The sequence below is a fragment of the Limosilactobacillus sp. genome (assembly GCF_022482365.1).
GTDB lineage: Bacteria > Bacillota > Bacilli > Lactobacillales > Lactobacillaceae > Limosilactobacillus.
Genome location: NZ_JAKVPE010000001.1, coordinates 1,094,508 through 1,116,977 on the forward strand (window position 1 = coordinate 1,094,508; position 22,470 = coordinate 1,116,977).

Sequence of the window (22,470 nt, forward strand, 5' to 3'; positions counted from 1 at the left end):
ATGCCGAATTATATTAAATTTTTTGAGAATTTTTCGCCAATCGCGTGCCATGAGAAAACAAAAACAGGGTTGCTATCGCTAGCAATCCTGCCTTCGTTTCGTAAATCCAACTATTTACTCATCTTTTTTTTTCTTCCGCAAGCCTGCGAGGCCGAAGAGGCTAGCCAGGCCAGACAGTGCCAGGCCGAGGGTCGAAGCCTTAGATGCCGCTTCGTTCCCCGTCTGTGGCAGCTGACCAGCTTGCTGATGCCGCTTCTGGTTCTGCGCTGCATCATTGGCCGTCGTCGTTGCCGTGCCGGCGTTAGCACCGGTATGGCCGTTCGTGGCGCTTTGACCCGACTGGTTGCCGCCAGTCGAGCTGCCATTGCCGGAATGACCAGGCTGACCTGGTGCAATTGATCCGGCATTGTCGTCAATGTAGCCAGAGTTGTGCGGCTCGGTTGGCTGACTCGGGCTGACCGGCGTCGTCGGCTGAGTGGATTCACTCGGCTGACTTGGTTCAGTCGGTTGACTCGGGCCTGTTGGTTGGCTCGGGTTCGTCGGCTGACTTGGACTCGTCGGTGATGTCGGACTTGTCGGTGACGTTGGGCTCGTTGGTGACGTTGGACTCGTTGGTGACGTTGGACTTGTCGGTGACGTCGGACTTGTCGGTGACGTCGGGCTCGTCGGCGTCGTTGGACTCGTTGGTGACGTTGGGCTCGTCGGCGTCGTTGGGCTTGTTGGGCTCGTCTCCTTGTAAGTAATCGTGACGATATCGTTGGCGGTATCCGCGTTGACATTCTCTTCCGCTACCTGCATTGGATCGGCCGTGTAGCCCGTGAAGCTTGGTGCGGTGTATGCGTCCCACTGTGCCTTGCCGCTGGTCGAAGCCGCCGGATCCAGCCGCCAAGCACTGTAGCTAGCCTGGCCAGTAACCTCATCGTAGGTCTCCGTCCGCGTAAACGTAACCGTCTGCGTGATGGTTTCCGTGGTGCCATCCGGCTTAAAGACCTTGATCGTCCGCGTCGGCGTGCTCGTCTGCGAACTGGTCGTGATCTTGTGAACCAGGTGAATTGTGATTGTCTGGCTCGCGGCTGCTGTGAAGGTGTAGCTCGTCGGCAGGCTCTGATTCTTGGCAAGCTTGTAATGAGCCGGTACTTCGAGGCCAAGAGCGATCGTTTGACCATTCTTGCCGCCCTTGGTGATCGTCGTGACAACCGGCTGACCCGGCTTGTCATCGTCGACAAAGTTAATCGTCAAGGACTCATCGTTAGCCGTGTAGGTGATGTCAATCGTCTCGTTCGGCGTGTTGGCATTAACCGTGACGGCGCCAATCTGATTAATGGTCGTAGTATGACCATTGATCGTCTGCTTGATCGTCGCCGTGTAGCCAGCTGGTGCCGTTACCGAGTAAGCCGTCCATGCCGAATTGTCGGTTGACCAATTACTCAGGTTAGTCAGCTTGTCCGTGACTTCATTGTAGGTTGCCGTCCGGTGAATGGTTGCCGTCTGCGTTGTTGTGGTCGTCCCACTCAGCTGATGGTCATTGATCGTCCGGGTGACGTCCTTAGTTAGGTCGTGATCCTTGAACCAATTTGGATCAGTCGTTGGATTAGTTGTCGGATCAGTTGGATCAACCGTCCTCGTCTTTTCCTTCAGGTGGATTGTGATCGTTTGATCTGCGTCCGCCGTGAAGGTGTAGCTCGTCGGCAATTTTTGGCCGGATGCCAACTCGTAGTGATCCGGAACTGTGACGCCGCTGAAGTCAATGATTGTATCGCCGGTCTTGCCTGTCTTCGTGATCGTAGTGCCAACCTGACTGTCATTATTGTCGTCATCGACGAACTTGATGTTGACGGTCTGGTCATTAGCCGTGTAGGTCACAGTGACCTTCGAATCATTGTCAGTTGCGGCTGGCGTTACTTCGGCAACCCTGCTTGGATCCGCCGTGTAACCAGCGAAGCTCTTCGGCGTAAAGCCAGTAAACTTGTCGTGGCCACTTTCAGCTGTCCAGGCGCTTTCGCTGTTAGCCACCAGCTTGCCGGTAACCTCGTCATACTTAGCAGTCCGCGTAAATTCAACAGTCTGCTTCTTCTGATCTTCTGGAATCTGGGACAGCTGATCAGTTGTCAGCCCTTCGTAATTAATGGTCCGGGTAACATCTTTGACCAGCCCTTGATTCTTGAACCAGTTCGGATCCTTAGTCGGGTTGGTAGCCGGCTTGGTTGGGTCAACAATCTGCTTAGCGTGAACTAAGTGGATTGTAATCGTCTGATCCTTGTCCGCCGTGAAGGTGTAGCTCGTCGGCAGACTCTGTCCTGATGCCAATGCATAGTGCGCTGGCACCTGAACGCCGCTGAAGTCGGTCAGTGTTTGACCGGTCTTGCCAGCCTTGGTGATCACGGTGCCAACCTGACTGTCACCATCATCGTCATCGACGAACTTGATGTTAACAACCTGGTCACCAGCCGTGTAGCTGATGTTCACAGTTTCATCGGCTGTTTTGCCATCAACCTTCTTTTCAGCAACACTGTCCTGACTAGGCGTGTAGCCCGCAATCGTTGGCACCGTGTAGGCAGCCCACTTTGCTGGGTCGCTGGTGGTCCAAGGACTGTAGGTGGCTTCGCCGGTGACTTCATCAAAGGTCGCGGTCCGGGTAAAGTGAACCGTCTGCTTGATCGTGTCTTTCGTCGTATCCGGCTTCGTGATCGTGATCGTCCGCGTCGTGTCCTTAGTCAAGGCTTCCATCTTCTCGTAAGTCTTGCTCGTGTCGCCTGGTACCGGATCAGTTGGCGCGGCCTCACCTGGGTGAACCGTGATCGTCGCGTGTTCGATCTGAACAACAACCGTTGGAATACCATTGGCCGTGGCATGAACCTTGTTTGGAATTGTCTGTCCAGCAACTATCTTCCAGCCAGCTGGCGCAACCGGGTTAACGGCGACATCCGTACCAGTCTTCCCGCTCAGCGGAGTCGAGCTGATCTCGGTACCAGCCGCATCCTGGTAAGAAATCTTACCAGTTTGTTCATTAGCCGTGTAGCTAATCTCAACTTTTTCGTCAGTAGTATCGGCGTTGACCGTCTTGGCAGCCACCCCAGCCGGCGATGCAGTATAGCCACTGATCGTCTCCGGCGTGTAGACCGCCCACTGGTCACTGCCCTTGTGAGTCCAATCGCTGTACGTTACCGCACCCGTGACCTCATCGAAGGTGGCCGTCCGTGTGAATTCAACTTGCTGGGTAACCGTCAAGCTTGTACCGTCCGGTTTCGTGATCGTGATCGTCCGTGTTGGTGTCTTGGTCAAGGATTCCATCGTTGGGTAACTCTCGCTTGGGTTGCCAGGTACCTTGCCGGTTGGTGCGGTCTCGCCTGGGTGAACCGTAATCGTCGCATGTTCGATCTTGACGACAACTGTTGGAATGCCCGTGGCAGTTGCCTTAACCGTGTCCGGAATCGTCGGCTGGCCGGTAACTAGCTGCCAACCAGCAGGAACATGGTCAACGTGAACCGCAACCTCTTCGCCAGTCTTCCCGCTCAGTGGCGTTGAGCTGATCTCATTGCCTTTTTCATCCTGGTAAGAAATCTTCCCAGTCTGGTCATTAGCGGTGTAGCCAACTTCTGCCGTGGCATTTTCAGTATCAGGCGTAACGTTCTCAGCCGCAACCGTCCCGGCAGTGTAGCCAGGAATTGCAACCGGCGTGTAGGCTGCCCACTGAGCGTCGCCGCTATGGGTCCAGTCACTGTACGTTGCCTTGCCAGTTACTTCATCATAGGTGGCCGTCCGTGTGAACTTGACCTCTTGAGTAACCTTCTGGGTGCTGCCATCCGGCTTCGTAACCGTGATCGTCCGCGTTGGCTTCTTGGTCAAGGCTTCCATCTGTTCATACTTGCCGGAGCCCCCCGGAAGTGTTTGGCCACTCGGGTCGGGGTCATCAAAAGTAACGGTAAGGGTCTTGTGGACCAGATGAATCGTCTTGCTTTGGGCCAGATCCGAACTAAAGGTGTAGCTGGTTGGCAGGCTCTCGTTCTCAGCGAGCTTGTAGCCGGCTGGGATCGTCAAACTAAGGTGGTCAATCGTACTGTTGGCGAGGCCATACTGCGTAATCGGCGAGCCAACCTGTTGATTGCCCTCGTCATCGTCCACAAAGCTGATCGTCAGCGTTGCGTCCAGCTGGAAGTCCGCGTTCGATGAAGCCGTAATTTGATAGTTTGAATTCTCGTCCTGCAGCTTCTTCAACGCGGCTGGCGTCAATTCTACCTTGTACGTTCCCGATTCGCTCGGCGTACCGTCGGCGAACTGGAAGTCGTCCTTGGTCAAACCACTAACTGTAGTTTCACCATTGTCGCCGAGTTTGATCGTAACCGTGATCTGGCTCGGATCAATCGTGGCTGTGGTGTTTTCCTGATGACCCGTCGTCGTGATAGTTCCAGCGGCCTGACTAATCTGGTAGCCAAACTGGCCGCTCTCGCTGACCTGGTAGTTCGGATTATCATCCGCCAGCTGCTGCTGACCATTATGATTCAGCTTCAGGTGGTAGTTACCGACATTGGTTGGTGCACTGTCTAGCTTGTTGCCAGCAGCGTCATACCAGTCAAAGTCGCCTGCCGTTAAGCCTGAAACATTCAAGCTGTCAGTGCCAACTAGGCCTTCTGCCGTCAGCTGACCATCAGTCGGGCTCACGGCTCCCGGCTGACCATCATAGGTCTTGCCCAGAGTCGATCCCGGCTTATCAGCGAGGGTGACGGTCAGGTCCTTCTTCTGAATATCAAATCCAGCGGAACCCTTGAGGTCATTTTCGCTGATCGTGACGTTGCCGGCGCCTGCCAAGCGGTCGATTGCCGCCTGGAGGTGAGTGAGGCCTGCCGCCGTCAGCTTAATCGTGTAGCTGCCAACCTTCGTCGGTGCCGTTGAAAGGCTGTTGTCCTGGGCATCGTACCAAGCATAGTCGCCAGCTTGCAGCGTGTAAGTACTCTGGCTAGTGCTGCCTGGGTAGGCCAAGGTCACGGTGATGTCGCCACTCGGGCTCGTCACCTCGCCGTTCGTAACCGGCTGACCGTCATAGGTCTTGTGGTTGCTGCCGCTCAGGGTTGCACTGACGTTTTCGCTTGCCGGCGTGATTGTGTAGGTAAATTCGCCGGTAACCGCATCGTTGGCAAAGCTGTAGTTGGTGTTAGCAGTGCGCAGCTTACTAATGCTGCTCTGCTTGAACTTCAGACTGTAAGTCCCGACATTCGTTGGCTCGCCGGTCAGGGCTGTGTAGGTACCATCCGCATTCTTGGCAAACCATTCGTAGTCGCTGGCGTCAATTCCGGTCGTACTGAGGCTCTGCCCGGTAACGAGACCAGATGGCGTCCAGCTTACCCCTGCCAAGACATCGCTAGCAGCCGTAGAACTGCCATCATATGCCCGGCTAGCACTGCCGCTAATTGCTGCCGTCGCCGGAGCCTGCTTGATTTCGTAATCAATCGTGCCCGTTGCTTCAGTAATCTCGTAATTAGTGTTGGCCGTCTGCAGCTTCTGGTAAGCAGTACTCTTCAGGCGTGCCTGGTACTTGCCAGCGTTGGTTGGAACCGCGGTTAGCTTGTTGCCCTGGGCATCGTACCAGTCAAAGTCACCCGCAGACAGCGTCCCCTTATCAAGGCTGGTTGTACCATCCTTAACCGTCAGGCCGCTAACGTCCAGGCTTGCCGGCTGACCATCGTAGGTCTTGTCCTGCGAATCGCCTGAAACCGTCACATTGATGAGCGGTTCCGGCGTGATCGTAAAGGTAGCAGATCCCGGAACGCTGGTTACCGTGTCAGCGAACTGAACGTTGGAACCCGTCAGTTGGCTCAAGCGGGCCTTCAGTCTTGTCAGGCTGCTGTCTTTCAGCTTGATCGTGTAGGTGCCAACATCCTGCGGTGCCTCAGTCAGCTTGTGGCCATGAGCGTACCAGTCAAGGTCGCCGGCCGTGATCGTGTAGGTGCTGTTGGCATTGCTGCCTGGGTAGGTTAGCGTCACGGTGATGTTGCCGCTATTGCTGTTAACCTCACCAATCGTGACCCGATTGCCGTCATAGACCTTCGAGTTGGAACCGCTCAGTTTGGCGGTGGCGGCATCCGAAGCCGTGATGACGTAATCAGCATCGCTGTTAAATGTCCACTGATAGTTTTGGCCATGGTTGCCATCCAGCGCCTTCAGCTTTTCCTGACCGGCATTCGAGAGCTGAATCTTGTACGTACCAACGTTAGAGGTACTGCCGTTATTTGGCACAATCTCCAAATCGTCAGCAGTCAAGGCAACTGTCTGTGGCTGACCATCTGCAGCGTAAATCGTAGCAGTATAACTGTACTTGTTCATGTCCAAATCACTGACGGACGTGGACTTCGCATCGTAGGTCCGGCCGTCGTGGCCCGTCAGCTGAACGGTTTCCTTACCCTGCTTAACGGTAAAGGTACCCTTGGTCGTAACGTCAGCCGCGTCCTCCGGGTACTCATAGTTGGTGCCAAGAGCGGTCTTAATATTATTCAGGCCATCCGCCGACAGTTCAACCTCGTAATCGCCGACGTTGCCCGGCTTCTGAGCGTAGACCACGTCGCCATCCCGCTGAGTGTAGCTCAAGGCCGCGCCGCCTTCAGTAGCGATACTCAGGGAGTAGCCAGATGGGTTGCTGCTAAGTGCATCTTTCCAATCTTGGGACCCGTAGACAACCGACTTCTTAGCATCATTAACGGTAATCGTTACCGGCATTTGGGTAACTTCAAACCCGGCCGTGGCGTCCTTCGCCTGGGTCCAGTCATAGTTGCTGCTGCCCGTCTTCGTAGAGATCGACAGGTTAGCGAGCTTTTCTAAGCCATGTTCTGATAACTTGACCCGGTAGTCGCCAACATTAGTTGGGTTAGTCACGAATTCAAGGTCGGCATTGGTCAGCTTTACTTGGCCGGCAAAAATCGGCGTATCAGCCACGCCATTCACGGTCGCGGTGATGGTCAGCTTGTAGTTGCCGGCATTAATTGCCGTTGACTCGCCATACTTAACCTTCTGCGTACCAGTAATCGTGACGGTCGCAGCCGCCGGACTAATGACGTAGGTTGCTGGTTCGTGCGAGGCGTCAGTAGTTGCGGTTTGCTCAAAGTCATAGTCAGGGTAGAGGGACTTCAAGCGAGCAATCAAGGCCGCCGAAGCCTTTACCTGATACTTGCCAGCATCTTTTGGCAGCTGATCAGTGGCGGACCCATTGTTAGTGCCGTAGTCAATGTAAAGCGATCCGGCCTTGAGACCGATCTCTTCCTTGGTTGGCTTATGGTTGGCCGTATCAACCCAGTTACTGAAGTCCAGGTTGTAGGCGTTTGGATCCAGTGCCAGCTCAGTACCATAGGTCGTGGTTTGACTACCAGTCAGGGTCAGTTGCGCCTTCCGCGTGTAGATCAGGTACGTCGCCTCGGTGTCGTCCTGACTGATCTTGTAATTAGCAGCACCAGTGAGGTTATTGATCCGCTCCAGTGCGGCGGCGGTCAGACGAACCGTGTAAACCGGGTTCCCCTCAGTGACGTTGCCACTGGCGTTGGCGTTCTTAACCGCGTTGCCAGCCGCATTGACCACTTCCAAGTCACCGGCAGACAAGGTGTAGCTGGCGATGTCAGTCGGCTGACTGCCGTTGTTCCAGCTAATCTTGATCTTACCGCTCGAAAGATCGTCAGCGGTAATTGCCGCCGTAGATCCGTCATAAACTTTGGAAGCCTGGCCGGACAGCTCGATGACCAGATCACGCTGCTTAATCGTGTAGGTCACTGAACCAGTAATGGTGCTGTTGCCATGCTCGTCGACAAAGGAGTAGTTCGGGTTGGCATCTGCCCACTTCTTCTTGCCATTGGCGTTTAATAGCAGGTAGTAAGTGCCGGCATTCGTTGGCGCACTAATCTTGTGGGTACCGGCCGCATCAGAGTACCAGTCAAAGTCACTAGCGTCGAAGGTTGGCGTCTTCAAGCCTTCAGCGTTGTTAAAGCCATAGTCGGTGGCGCTGGATGGATTGAAGCTGGCTACAGTGCCGTCGTAGGTCGTTTCTTCGTTGCCGTGCAGCTGAACCTTGCCAGAAACGGTTTGCTTGATTTCAAAGCTAGCCTGACCGGCTTGATCAGCGGTGGTGGTTAACTTAACCATCCCTGCGCCAAGCACATGGTCAATCTGGGCTTGGATGCTGCTGATTCCGGCAGCGGTGAGCTTCAGGTGGTATTTGCCGACGTTCGTTGGGGCAGTGCCTTCTACCCATTCGTAGTCGCCCTGCTTCAGTGTGTAGCTGGTTGGCAGGTTGGCAATATCCTCGCCGCCGTTCAGTTCAACCTTGATCGTTGACCCATTCTTATAGAGCTCATCGGCTGTGACGGCGGAACCGTTGTAAACCTTGTAGCCGTTACCGCTAAGGGCAGCAGTCACGTTGGCTTCCGTGATGGTGTAGGTTGCCGTGCCCGCAGTCGACGCGGTTGCCGACCAAGTGACGTTGTCGCTATTGATCTTCTTGATATTGTTCCAACCCTGCTGGGAAAGACGGGCAGCATAGGTGCCGACCTTCACCGGAGCAGTCGTGGTCCAATTACCATCAACCTTGAATTCAACGTCGCCATCTTGCAGCGTGTAGGTTGGGTTGCCAGGCTCATCCAGGGTCAGCGTGTACTTGCTCAGGTAGCCATCTTCGCCAGCTGGGCTGACCGCCTTGCCAGTGTAAGCGTACGATGGCGTCCCGCTGAAGGTTGCCTTCCCAATGGCCTTGTCAATGACCAGGGTACCGTAAGAACTGTCCTTGGAAATCGTGTAATTGTTGCCAGCAAGGCTTTGAATCCTCGTCACTCCCGCATCGGTCAATACGATGTGGTAAGTCCCGCCGGCGTTAATGGCCGTCGTCGGGTTGCCGTCCGCATCAACGATTTGGAAGTCGCCAGAGGTCAGAGCAACCCCGGTCAGGTCCTTGCCGCCGTTGGTCGATTTGAAGCTGACCGTCACGCTATTATTGCCCGTGGTGTTGTAGCTGACGCCAATCGAGCTGCCAGTGTAGGTTTCCGTCTGCGTGCCGGACACAGTGGCGTTGTTCGTCGAAGCGGTGATTGTGAAGCTAGCCGAACCAGTAATGGCGTTATCGGCAAACTTGACATTGCTATCGCCGCTCTGACTAGTACCAGCCAGTGACTTGAGGTAGTTTTCAACGTTCGTCACCCCGGTACTATTCAGGGTGATTGTGTAGCTGCCGGCATCAGTGGCGTTGCCAGTGATGTCGTAATCGGTGTCCTTCAGGGTGTAGCTGGCACTATTGCTGCCTGGGAAGTTCAAGTTAACCTTGATCTGGCCGCCCTGGTTGATTTCGTCAAGCGAGATCGCGTTGCCGTCGTAAACCTTAGAGTTTGATCCAGTCAAAGTTCCTGTAGCCTCGGCGGCAGAAATTACGTATTTGCCTAAGCCCGTCTGCGTCAAAGTGAAGTTCGGGTTCAGGCTCTGCAGCTTTCTCAGACCGCCATCAGTGAGCTTGATGTAGTAAGTGCCGACGTCCTTCGGGTTGCTGGACAGCGCGTTGCCGGTGGCGTTGACCCACTCGTAGTCGTTGCCGGTCATGCCGGTAGTGTTCAGTTCAACTGTCTGACCATCAACCTGCGTCGTCAGCTTCAGCTTGCTTGGGTCAATCGTGTCAGTGGTGGCTGCATCGTAGGTCTTGCCATAGTCACCGTTATTGCTGATTGTAGCAGCCGTCGACAGCGACGTGATTGTGTAATCGGCCGTGCCGGTGATGGCGTCATCCGCAAAGGTGACGTTGCTCAGAGCATTCCCAGCGGCGTCGGTGCCAGAGCCGGCCTTGTCCTCAATCAGCTTTTGAATTGCCGACGGCTTCAAGGACAACGTGTAGGCCTGGCTGTTGGCGTCGACTGGCGCAGAGCCGTCGCTGGTGTTCCAAACGAAGTCATCAGCGGTCAGGGCAACCGTCTCCGAATGACTGGCATCCCCATTTGCTGGGTACTTGATCGTCAGCGTGATGTTGTTGCCCGCATCGTGCTTATTCAAATCATCCAGGGTGACGCCCTTGCCGTTGTAAGCCCGTCTGCCACTGCCGCTCAGCGTTGCGCTGGCGTTGGCCTGGGTAATCGTGTACTTCCCCAGACCGGTGTTAGTCAGGGTGAAGTTCGGGTTATCCGCCTGGAGGGTTGCGAAGGCCGCGTCAGTCAGCTTCAGGTAGTAAGTGCCGACATTCTTCGGCGCGCTGATGGCATTGCCATCCTGGTCGACCCATTCAAAGCTGCTGCCATCGATTCCGGTCGTTGTCAGGTCAACGGTTTGACCATTAACGGTCGTCGTCAATTTGAGCTTGCTTGGATCAATCGTGCTGGTGGCGGCACCGTCATAGGTCTTGGTGTAGTCACTAGCGTTGGCCAAAACCGAATCGCTGGCCAGCGGATTAATCTTGTAGCTGGCGTCACTGGTGATGGTTGACTCACCGCTGGCGTTGGTCCAGACGAGGTTGTCATTGCCAAATTGGCTAATGATCCCGTTCTTGCCCTGGTCGGTTAACCGAACCTGGTAAGTCTTCGCATCCGTTGGCATCGTGGTTGTCCAATTCTGGCCATCCGTTGAAAATTCAACGTCACCACTACTCAAGCTGTAGGCGCTCGCGTTAGCGGTTGGCCCGGTAACCGTGACCTTCAAACCGGTGGTTGAGCTATTCAGGTCACCCACCGTAATTGGCTGGCCATTGTAGGTACTGGACCCGTTACCGGTCAGCTTAGCACTGGCTGTTGCCTTGCTGATTACTAGCTTACCCGCATCAGTATCACTTTGCGAGATCGCGTAGTTGCTGCCAACCGCAGCTTGAATCTTCGCAATGCCGGCATCCGTCAGAACGACCCGGTAAGTGCCGTGATTAGTGGCAGAATTGCCGCTTTCGCCAGCAAGCCGGAAGTCGCCGGAATCCAGGGTGACGTTGGTCAGTGGCGCCGTTGCCCCGTCCGCGTTATTGGCGGCATTGGCAATCGTGACCTTCACACTGTTGGAGCCGCCCTGCTCGTAGGCAACGGAAATCGGGCTGCCAGTGTAGGATTCATTTTGCGTGCCGGAAACGCTGACCACGTTTGCTGACGGGTCAACCGTGAAGGTCGCACTGCCAGTCAATGCAGCGTCGGTCAGGTCAACGTTGCCCTTCCAAGTCGAATCCGCCGCAATCTTCGCTTTCAGGTGCTGAAGGATATTGGCCTTATTCAATTCCAGCGTGTAGGTGGCCGCATCAGTGGCGTTGCCGGATGTCCAGCTGTAGTCGCCGTCCTGCAGCTTGTAATCAATCGTCTTGTTGACACCCGATACGGAAATCGTAACGACGATGTTACCGCCAGTCTTGTTCAGGTCGGCAGTAGTAACTTGAGAGCCGGTGTAGACCCGGTGGTTGCTCCCGGAAAGGACAGCCTTCCCGGCAGCCTGGGTGATTGTGTAAGTCCCATTGCCGATGTTGGCAAAGTCGACCTTGCTCCAATCCAGGTTCGTGTCGTCATCCGTGTTCTGCCGGATCTTCTCCTTGCCAGTCTCGGTCAGTTCAATCTTGTAGTCGCCAACGTTAACTGGTGCCTGGTCGCCAGCGTAGACCGTCCCATCGGCCGCCACGAACTGGTAGTCCTGGCTGTCAAGGGTCAGAGTCGGGTTGCCCGGCGCTGTAATCGTGATGCCAATCGGCGTGGTGTAGCTGGTGATTGCCGTACCATCGTAGACCTTTTGGCCGGCACCCTTCATGACAACCTGTGGCGTTGCCTTGGTGATCGTAAAGGTTCCCTGGCCCGCGCTTTCGACTTTGTAGCTGTAGTGGGCGGAATCAAGCGCACTGATGGCGTTCTTCCCCTGCTCACTCAGTTGAACCTGGTAAGTTCCAGTATTGGTTGGATCCTGGTTCGGTGCGAATTCCAGGTCGCCGTTCTTCAGCGTGTAGGTCTGGCCGTTGCCAAGGGTGATGGCGTAGTCATTGACATCAATCTCGCTGTTGTCAAAGGCCGTCCCCTTGTAGGCCACGCTCTGGCCGCCGTTCTTGTCCGCCAGGGTGACGCTGACCCCCGTGGTCTTTTGAATGGCATAGGTTGCCGAAGTGTTGTTGACCCAGTTGTAGTTGTTGGTTGCCGACTTCAGCTTAGCAAGGCCGGTATCCGTCAGCTTGACGGTGTAGCTGCCCAGCTCAGTTGGTTCAGTACTATCGTTGTCGATAGCAAAATCGCCGCCAGCCAGTGAGAGTGCCACACCTGCTGGAATTGTCAATGTCTTGCCATTATTAGTACTAATGGTCGGAACAAACTTAGTGCTGTCAAACTGTCCGGTCTTGCCGTTGTAGTTAACGGTCTGACCGCTATCAGCAGTAAAACCAACCGTGGCCGTCGCCTTATTAATCTTGTAAGTGGCCTCGCTGGTGATTGTGCTGTTGGCCCAATCAATGTTAGCGGCATTTTCGGCCGTGATCTTGGCCTTGCCAGCAGCCGTCAGTTCAATAGTGTAATCGCCGGCGTCGACTGGGGCAGTCGTGTAGGTTTGGCCGTCCTTCTTCCAGACGTAATCCGTGCCGGCAGTCAGGTCAACGGTCGTCGCGGTGTTAGGAGCGGTGATCGTGACCTTGACCGGCGTCGTGTAGCTGGAAATTGCCGTGCCATCGTAGGTCTTTTCACCAGCCCCATTCAGGGTGGCGGTCCCGGTGGCCTTGGTAATTACCAGGCTGCCGTAAGCACTGCTGTCCTGGGAAATCTGGTAGTTCTTGCCGACCGCGTTTTGCACCTTAGCGACGCCTGCATCAGTCAATACAACGTGGTAGGTGCCGACGTTGATCGGGTCGCCTTCAACGGTGAAGTCACCGGAATCCAGCGTTACCGTGCTTGCATCCGCCGTCTTGCCCGTGGTGTTGCCAGCAGCATTGGCAATCGTGATTGTCACGCTGTTCGTACCGTTGGCCTGGTAGTTCAGGTCAACTTTCTGACCAGTGTAGGTTTCTGTTTGGCTGCCGCCCACCTTAACGACGTTTGCCGAAGCGTTAATCGTGAAGGTGGCCGAACCGGTAATGGCGTCATCAGCAAATTGGACGTTGCTTTGCCCGTCCTGACCGGTCCCGGCCAAGGACTTGATATAGTCCTTAACTGCGGTTACGCCGGCCGAAGTCAGGCTAACGGTGTAGGTGCCAGCATCCGTGGCGTTGCCAGAAATGTAGTAGTCGCCAGTCTTGAGCGTGTAGGAGTGAGTCCCCGTCAGGCCAGGAATGGTCAGCGCCACTTTGATGCTGCCGTTGCTGTTGAGCTCGGTCAGGCTGACTGCATTGCCGTTATAGGTCTTGGAGTTGCTGCCGCTCAGCACGCCACTTGCGTCGGCCTGGGTAATTGTGTATGTCCCCGTGCCGGTCTGGGTCAAGGTGAAGTTCGGGTTGGCCGCGTTCAGCTTAGCAAGCCCATCGGCAGTTAAGGCAATGTGGTAGGTGCCAACCGCCTGCGGGTTGCTGCTTAAGGCATTGCCAGCAGCGTCGACCCACTGGTAGTCGCCGGCCGTCAGGGTACTGGTATCCAAGCTAACGGTCTTCCCATTAACCTGGGTGCTAATCGTCAGCTTGCTTGGGTCCACCTCGGTCGTCGCGGTTCCATCATAAGTCTTGCTGTAGTTACCAGCCGTCGCGTTGTTGGCAATCGTGGCGTCGGCCGCCAGCTTGGTAATGGTGTAGTCCGCGCTCCCGGTGATGGCATCGTCGGCAAACTTGACGTTGCTCAGCTTTTGACCAGCAGCGTCGGTGCCATAGCCAGCCTTGCCTTCAATCAGTTGCTTAATATGATCGGCGTTCAGCGACAGCGTGTAGGCAGTATCGCTGGCGTTAACTGGTGCGGCATGGTCCGTGGTATTCCAAGTGTAGTCGCCACTGGCCAGGTCAACCGTCTCGCTGTGGCTTCCGCCATTTTGCGGGTAGGTAATCGTCAGCGTAATGCCGCCCTTGTTCAGGTCGCTATCGGTGACGGCTTGACCGTTGTAGGCACGGGTCCTGCTCCCGCTCAACGTTGCACTGGCCGTGGCCTGGGTGATCGTGTAAGTTCCCAGACCAGTATTGGTCAGCGTGTAATTCTTGTTATGACTCTGCAGCGTTGCAAAAGCGCTGTTCGTGAGCTTGACGTAGTAGGTTCCAACGTTGACCGGATCGTCAATCTTATTGCCGTTCGCGTCAACCCATTCGTAGCTACTGTCGTCGATTCCGGTCGTGTCCAGCTTTACCGAATTGCCATTCAGGGGCGTTGTCAGCGTAAACTTGCCGGCATCAATCGTGTGGGTTGCCGTACCGTCATAGGTCTTGCTGTAGTTGCCGTCGGTCGTGTTGACCAAGACCGAATTTTCGGCGACTGGGTCAATCTCATAGGTAGCAACGCTCTTAATGGAGCTGTTTGCACTGCCCCAGTCAATGTTCGTATACGTATCCTTGATCTTCTGCTTACCAGCATCGGTCAGTTCAATCGTGTACTTGCCCACGTCAGATGGTGCCGTCGTGTGGGTCTCGCTGCCAAGCTTCCAAACGTAGTCGGTACCGGCAGTGAGCGTAATGGTTTTTGGCTCTTTTTTGTTGCCCTGGGTAGTAAGGGCAGTAACCTTCAAAGCAATCGGCGTCTTGTAACTAGTGATTGGCGAACCATCATAGGTCTTCTTGCCAACACCACTGAGGACGGCGGTCCCGGCAGTTTTGACAACTGTCAAGGTTGCCTGTCCCGTGATCGTTGATGCACCATTTTCTTCCCAGACAATGTTGCCCGTGCTGCCATAGTTTGCCTTAATAGCAGCCAAGCCGTCAGCGCTGATTCGAACAAGGTAAGTTCCGACATCCTTCGGCCTATTTTCTGTCCAAGTCAGTCCATTATCTGAGGAATATTCCAGATTGCCAGTGGTGGAGTGAGAGAAGAACGTATAAAATTCATCATTTTTCGGAATATCAACAGTTAGCGTGACGCCACCATGTTCCATTGAATCTGGGTAAATCCGCTGACCAGTGTAAGTGGTGCTGCCGGTGCCACTCAACACGGCATGAGCAACGCGTGGATTAATCTTCAAGGTTCCATAACTGGCATCCTTGCTGATCGAATAGTTGTCACCAACAGCCTTCCGGAGCTTGGCTAGGCCAGCATCGGTCAAAACAATGTGGTAATTGGTTGGCGTAGTGCCATCAGCTTCAACCGCATTGATAGCATCCACCTTAGCGCCGGTAGCATCAACGATTTCAAAGTCGTCAGAAGAGAGGGTAACACCGCTAATCACCTTGCCCCCATTGCTGGAAATAAAGGTGACTTTAACGCTGTTGTCACCATCAGCCTTGTAGTTAACACTCTTGGCAGTCCCACTGTAGGTTTCTGTCTGTGTTCCGGAGACGGTTGCAACATTGGCGGATTTGTCAATGGTGTAGGTAAAGTCACCAGAAGCCGTAAAGTCGTAGTTCGGGTTGGCAGCGTTCAGCTTGCTGATCCCATTACTGTTGAGCTGCAGGTAGTAAGTGCCCGCACTCGCCGGGTTAGAAGCAGCCGTGTAAGTCCCGTCGGCATTCTTAGTGAACCAGCTGTAATCATCAGCAGTCAGGGTTGAGGTGTCGAGGCTTTGACCCGTCAGCAGATCTGCTTTCAGCGCAACCTTACTGAGAACATCACTCGCACTTGTTGCCTTGCCATCGTAGACTTTGCTGCCTGCACCAGAAACGGTGACAGCAGCTGGCTTGGCCGTGATCTGGTAATTAATCGTTCCGCTAGCTTCAGTGAAAGCATAGTTTGGATTAGCAGACTGCAGCTGTGCCAGGGCCGTGGTCTTAAGCCGTGCCTCGTATTGGCCAACGGCCGTCGGGGCAGCGGCTAGCTTGGTCCCGCTCTGGTCGTACCAGTCAAAGTCATCAGCGGTAAGTCCAGTAGTTGTCACTGGTATATCGGAGATGGTATTGTCAGCCATCGTTTCCAGTTTGGTGAGGTCCAGGCTGGCAGCTTGACCATCGTAAGTCTTGCTTTGGTCGTCAGCTGTAACTTTGACGTTGGAAATTGCCTTTTGCTTGATTTCAAAGCTGGCAGTCCCAATCGTCGCAATAGTGGTCGTTAATTCGACATTATGAATTGGATTTAGATCAGGGTCAAAACCATCCGTACCTGAATAAATGGCTGCTTCAATATTCTGAATACCTTGCTGCGTTAATTTAAGCGTGTAGGTACCGACAGATTTTCCATCCCCGCTAGTCCAGGTATAGTCACCATCTTGTAAGGTGTAACTGGTCGGGATGTTCAAATCAGCGTTGCCGTTGATAGCAACTGTAATTGTTGATCCACTAGCAGTTAATTCAGCTGCCGAAATGGTTTTACCGTTATAAGTCTTACTGCCCTGACCGCTGAAAGCAGCGGTTACTTTGGATATATCAATAACATATTTGGCATTCGATTTGAAGGTCCAATTGTAGTTATCGCCTTTATTGCCATCTTCTCTCTGGAAGCGCTTTGTGCCCGTACTCCCATCTTTTATAACAACGTTATATGTGCCTACATTTGTAATGCTCCCATTTACAGCTTCAGTTTTCAAACCGTTTTTAAGAGAAACAGCGCCCGCAACAGTGCCATCTGATTTATAAATAGATACAGGATTCTCGCCATCTGTAAGCGTATAGCTGAATTTGCTTGCATCAGGTCTCCCATTAGCAACGGCATAGTCTACTTCTTGAGAACCGTTCAAGGTAACAACAATATTCCCCTTATCGACCGTGAAAGTTCCATAAGAAAGGCTGGTCAGACTGCTTGGGAAGGTGTAATTAGTGTTGCCAAGCTTTGCTTCAATGTTAGCCAGACCCGTGCTGGTTAAATGAACTTGATAGGTGCCCGCGTTGCCAAAGGTGGCCGCAGTCGTCCCGTCACTAGTGGTGTAGGCCAGATCGCCATCCTGCAGCTGGTAGGCAATGCTGTTACCCTTGCTATCTTTGATCGTAAGGGTAAAGGCAGCGCTGCCGTCACTGTTCTTGATGCTCGATGGATCCTTGCCAATCGCATTCAGCCAATCCTGTGAGCCATAGGTGACTTCTTTAGAGCCCGTTACACCGATGGTCAATGCTGCATTGTTAATCGTATAAGTAGCACTGCCAGTAATCGTCGATTGACCACTGTCATCGGTCCAAGAAATGCTCTTGTTGCCGAACTTCTTCTCAATGTTCTGCTTACCAGCATCAGTTAGCGTAACAGTGTAGGTTCCGGAATCGGTTGGCAAACTGGTCGTCGTAGTCCCATCCTTGGTAAATTGGACGTCTCCTTGAGTGAGGGTGTAGGTACCCCTCGTGGCAGAGTCTGGCCCCGTTACCGTGACCTTGATGCCGTTGTTGACGTCATTCCAGGTAATTGGACTGCCGTAAGTGCTGCTTGCCAAGCCGGATAATTCGGCCTTTGACGTAGCACTGTAGGTAATATTAATGACCTCAGGCTTGGTGTCATTGGTGACAGTAACTGCTTTCAAATCATCCGTCGAACCAGTCGTTTCTTCGCCACCGTCAACTGACTTGGTGACTTTAATGGTGTAACCAGAATATTTAGGCGTATAAGCATCCCAAGAGCCGGATGTTGCATCTGAAACTACTATTCCCTTGTCATCGTTATCTAGCTTAACCGTCCCACTAAATGGCGACGTTTGCGTGGTGGTCGTCGTGGTGCCATCAGGAGCAGTTTCGTTGATTACTCTGACAATATTGCTTGGAATATAGTAAGTAGTAAGCGTTTTACGCCAGTACCAAGTAGGGTCAGTATCGTTGGTAAAGTAATTTTCACCGCCCGTAGCAGGATAGCCTAAGTTCATGGTGTTGAAACCATTACTTACTCCATCCGTGATAGCAGAGAAGCCGTCTTTGCTAGGAATATCTACACTCCAAGAACCAGTCTTTGGACTTTCTTTAGTGCCTTTAATGTCATACCATTTGCCTGAAATAACTTTGAATCCTGCCGTATTGCTATCGCCTTGCGATGGATCCCATTCCCAGTTGCCAGCCTTGACAACCTTACCAGTGGCCTTGTCCTTAGTTACATTGCGCTTGTAATAAACTTCAATCACGGCATCATCAAACAGCTTGTCACCCTTCTTGTAGAAAGTGCCATTGACGATGCAGTCAGCTGCAACAATGTAATGCTCAGTTACCGTCCTTGCCTCTGTTTCAGTTGCTTCTTCAGTTGGATCTTGGGTATAGGTAATGTTGATTACTTCTGGCTTGGTATCAGTTGTCACAGTGACTGCTTTCAAATCGTCAGTTGAGCCAGTAACAGCTTCACCACCATCGACTGACTTAGTAATCTTAATTTGATAGCCAGCCTCACTTGGAGCCAAGGAAGTAGCATCAGCCCATTGGTTTTTGCTGGAATCAATTGTCCAGTCGCCAAATTTAACACCCGTATCATTTGAATTAATTACCGCGGTTCTGCTCTTTTGGGCCGACTGCGTCTTAGTACTGGTGATGCCATCCTTATTAGTAACGTTAATTACTCGATCAATGCTACTGCTTGTGTCAGCACTTTTAACAAAGAAAATCGTCTGCTCTTTGCTAGTCTGACTTGCACTCTTAGTTGTATAAATAGTGTCCGCATTGGCATTGGTTGGCCGTACGAAAATTTGAGCATCAATAACGGCATGACCGTTATCATCATAGACAACATTTGTAAAATTATATCCAGTAATTGTGTATGTTGGTGCTTTAATGTCACTGCCTATGGTCCAGTTACCGGAAACCACCTTAAATCCTGGCGTTGCAGTATCGCCCTCAGAGGTGTCTAGTGACCAATGATCATCCAGAGTAGCATCCCACGTCCAGTCGGCAGAATTAGTGCTGCCGTTGGTCTTAAACGTGCCGTTGCTGTAATTTTTCTTAAAGTAAACGTCGACCTGGGCGTCGGGTTCGGCTTGCCCAGCGTCATTGCCGTTTGAATCAACGTAGCGGTAGTGTTCAGTTACGGTTCTGACGTCAGTTTCTTTAGTTGGTACGTAGTAAACCGTATTCTCTTGCGTTGTAACTGGGACAGCAGCATAAACCCTATTTCCATCAGTTTCAGTGCTTAACAGTGTGTGGACGGATGTTGGGCTAAAGTGGGTTGCTGACGTATCAAACTTATTTGCTGTGGTTGTCGTCCAGTCACCGGTCGTTAAGGCAGTGTAACCATCAATTGTTGGTAAATCAAATGTAACGGTATTATTATCGCTTGATACAGTAGCTTTGGTATCGTATTTTCCGTCCCGACCGTCATCGTAGCCCTTACCATAATTCCAGTAAGGATCTATTACCCAGCCAGTGTACTTAACATTGCTTTCTTTGCCATTGACGTCATCCTTAGTGGCAGTCTTGGTCCGCTTGTAATGGAAAACAACTTTGGCGTCATCGCTGGCCCTTTCGCCCTTATGGTCACCAGCGCCGTAGACGAAGTGCAGGATGGAGGTCTCATTCGCCTCTTCTGTCGTAGTGACTTCAGTTGTATTGTGCTTTAAGTGAATGACAATGTTGCAGCCAAATAAATCCTTTTTAGCCGTGTCACTCCATCTGAAATTTGGATAAGTCCAGACGCCAGAATTAGCATTTTCAAGTGTATTCCATTGATCTCCGCTAAATGTCACTCCCTCAGGAACACCGGTAGCTGAAACAGAGGTGTAGTTACCAGCATTGGCACCTGTAGGAAAAGTGCCAGCTGGAATAGTTAATTCTGTATAGCCCCCACTTTGGGGATCATCAACTTCTTGAGTGTACAGATCTTTATTATCAGTATCGTCATGAAGAGTAATCTTAAAGTACATCTTTTCATTCAGATGAATCTTCACCGTGGTAGCCGTCGTAGCAGATGCATCAAGTGTGTAGCTAGTTGGCAGACTTTGCCCACTAGCCAACTGGTAGTGCTCTGGCACGGTCATCGTAAAGTTCAGGTTCGTCTCCACGCCCGGGGTCATACTCTGCGTATGAGTTTCACCGACAACAACACCATTATTATCATCATCAACGAATTCAAAAGTTACAATCTCAGATTTTTTCGGCGTGTAGTAAACCGTATGATCGTTTAATTCACCGTAGGTTTTACTACTATCTACTTGATTAGGGTCAAAATCACTGCCTAAAACATCAAATGAAGATGCTGAAGTAGATGCCTTACTACCATCACCATTTAAAGTCCAGTCACCATTAGTAAGGGCATTATATCCAGTAATGTCAGGTGTTGATACAGTTAACGTGCCGTCAGTTACAGCTCCAGTCTGGCCATTTAATGCCGTGATGTTATAGCTATCATAATTCCAACTATACGTCGTTTGTCCTGTCGCTGAGTCTTTAGTAGCTGTTCTGGTATAGTTAATTGTTACTGTTGCATCATCTGCAGCTTTTTGCCCTTTTTTGTCGCCTGTACCATCACCATAAACATAATGAATAGTTGCTGTTCTAGTGGCCGTTTTCTCTCTAAGATGAATAGTAAATGTTGCTCCACGGAGTTCTTTAGCTTGCGCAACTGTCCACTTATAATTGGGGTTCGTCCAGATAGTACTACTGTCACTTAAATCCTTACCTTGATCACCTGTAAGGACCCCTTTTAGATTTTCATCAGGTACAGTAACACCAGCAGACATGTAATGATTCGTATCTACATCCGTTGGCAGGCCCGTATGATTAAAATCTCCTCCAAGGAATCGCCAACTTGAGCCAGCTTCATCTACAGTATTATCGAGATCACATTCCTCACTGTAAAGATCTTGACCATTATCATCGTCATGAAGCTTAATAGTAAAGTATATCTTCTCATTCAGTTTAATCTTAACTGTAGTAGCTGATGTAGTTGATTCAGGAAGTGTGTAGCTAGTTGGGATTGTTTGTCCACTGGCTAACTGATAGTGATCTGGCACCTTCATCGTGAAGTTAAGGTTAGTTGCCTTGCCAGGTGTCATATCTTGTGTATACGTTTTGCCTACAACAGTTTCATTGTTATCAGCATCGACGAATTCAAAGGTTACTTTTTGTGTAGTTTGATCAGTAACATTCAGCGATGCATCAACAGCATCAGTCGTAACCGGCTGACCGTCAGCGTTTTTGTACATTGCCTGTATCTGAACAGTCTGTTCCCCTGCCTTACTCGTGTCCGGCTCCTTAACGAAGCTGTAAGTGGTCCCCTCAGGAAAGACATCCTTGTTAGAAACCAGGTCCGCAGCGCTTACGTTGGAACCAGCCTTGACAGATTTGTTTGTCGTTTCAACCTTCGCCGTCGTCTCAAGAGTGAGTCCCGGTACCTTCGTCTTGGCGCCAGTTGGCAAGGTCACCAGGATGTAGCCCTTGTAGGCTTTCCCAGCAGTAAAGGTCGTCGAGCCGTCATCGTTGACCCACTTGTAGGTCGTACTATCAGGTGAAGCGGCCCCAGTGTTGGCAGCAAGAACGAGCAGGTTAGCCGCTACGGCCGCCTGTTCGTTGGCTGACGAAGCCTTGTTAGTATCGTCGCTAATCTTCTTTACGTATTGGGAGAAGTCAATGCCGGCGAGGCCCTTCGTGATGTCGACCTCAATCTTGCCGCCTGTGCCGACCTTATCGCTCCAGGCAAACTGAGATTGTGAGGAAGTACTGCTATTTGCTGAGGAAGCAGCTGATGAGTCCGCGGATGAAGCACTGCTGTTCGCTGAGGATGCGGCTGACGAGTCCGCAGATGAGGTACTACTATTTGCCGAGGATGCTGCAGAAGCTGCGCTGGAGGCGGCGCTAGCTGCTTGCTCTGCGGCGCTGCTTGTGGAGGAAGAAGCAGTACTCGTAGTATCGGAAGCAGCGTTTTTGGCAGATGAGGTGGCTGGATCAGCACTGGTTGCGCTGGAGGCGGCACTAGAAGCGCTATTTGCCGCGTCTGAGGCCGCACTAGCCCCATTGGACTCAGCACCGCTCTTGGCGGATGAAGAGGTAGCTGAACCCTCACTGCTGGTTGCACTAGAAGCCGCATTGGTTGCGCTGCTCGTCGTGTTTGAGGCCGCACTAGCACCATTGTCGCTTACGGCGCTTGAATTGCTAGCGTTGGAAGCACTGCTTGTTGCCGAGGAATTCCCACTTGCTGAGGCATTCGATGCTGAGCTGGCACTCGTGGTGCTGCTAGTAGACGCACTGCTACCAGTCGACGAGCTGTCTGCGGATGAATCGGCATTTGCAGCACTGCTGCCAGTGGATGAGCCGGCGCCGGATCCTGCTGCTGATGTCACAGGCGTCTCTTCCACTTCTGCATTAGCTTCGGCGTTGTTATTGATATTCAGACCGGCCGAAATGCCGAGAGTGAACATGAAGGTCGCGCAGGCCGTGATCCACCGTTTCTTGGCCTTGTACAACCGGTAGTTCTTCCGTTCAGGAGTCATTTTTCTTAATAAATTATTTTTTCCCATCGTATCTTCCCCCAATTCAACGTGGATTCTACTACATGAGCATAACACTTTTTCGCGCACCTTTAACCTCATCGGCGCGCCTTTTTTGACATCCAACCTAATTAATGTTCAAGTAGCCAAAATTTCTCTCAA

General features: G+C 52.3%; 1 protein-coding gene. It reads right to left on the minus strand.

The genetic code is table 11. From position 1 onward, the window contains the following. Positions 1-114 precede the first annotated feature (114 nt). Positions 115-22,338: an MBG domain-containing protein gene (locus LKE23_RS05320; RefSeq protein ID WP_291976291.1), complete on the minus strand. Its 22,224-nt coding sequence runs from the start codon at positions 22,336-22,338 to the stop codon at positions 115-117. Between the last annotated feature and the right edge of the window lie 132 nt (positions 22,339-22,470).

Bases quoted from the DNA above. Each gene is read 5' to 3' on its own strand.
- LKE23_RS05320 (WP_291976291.1), bottom strand. From the start codon at position 22,338: ATGGGAAAAAATAATTTATTAAGAAAAATGACTCCTGAACGGAAGAAC.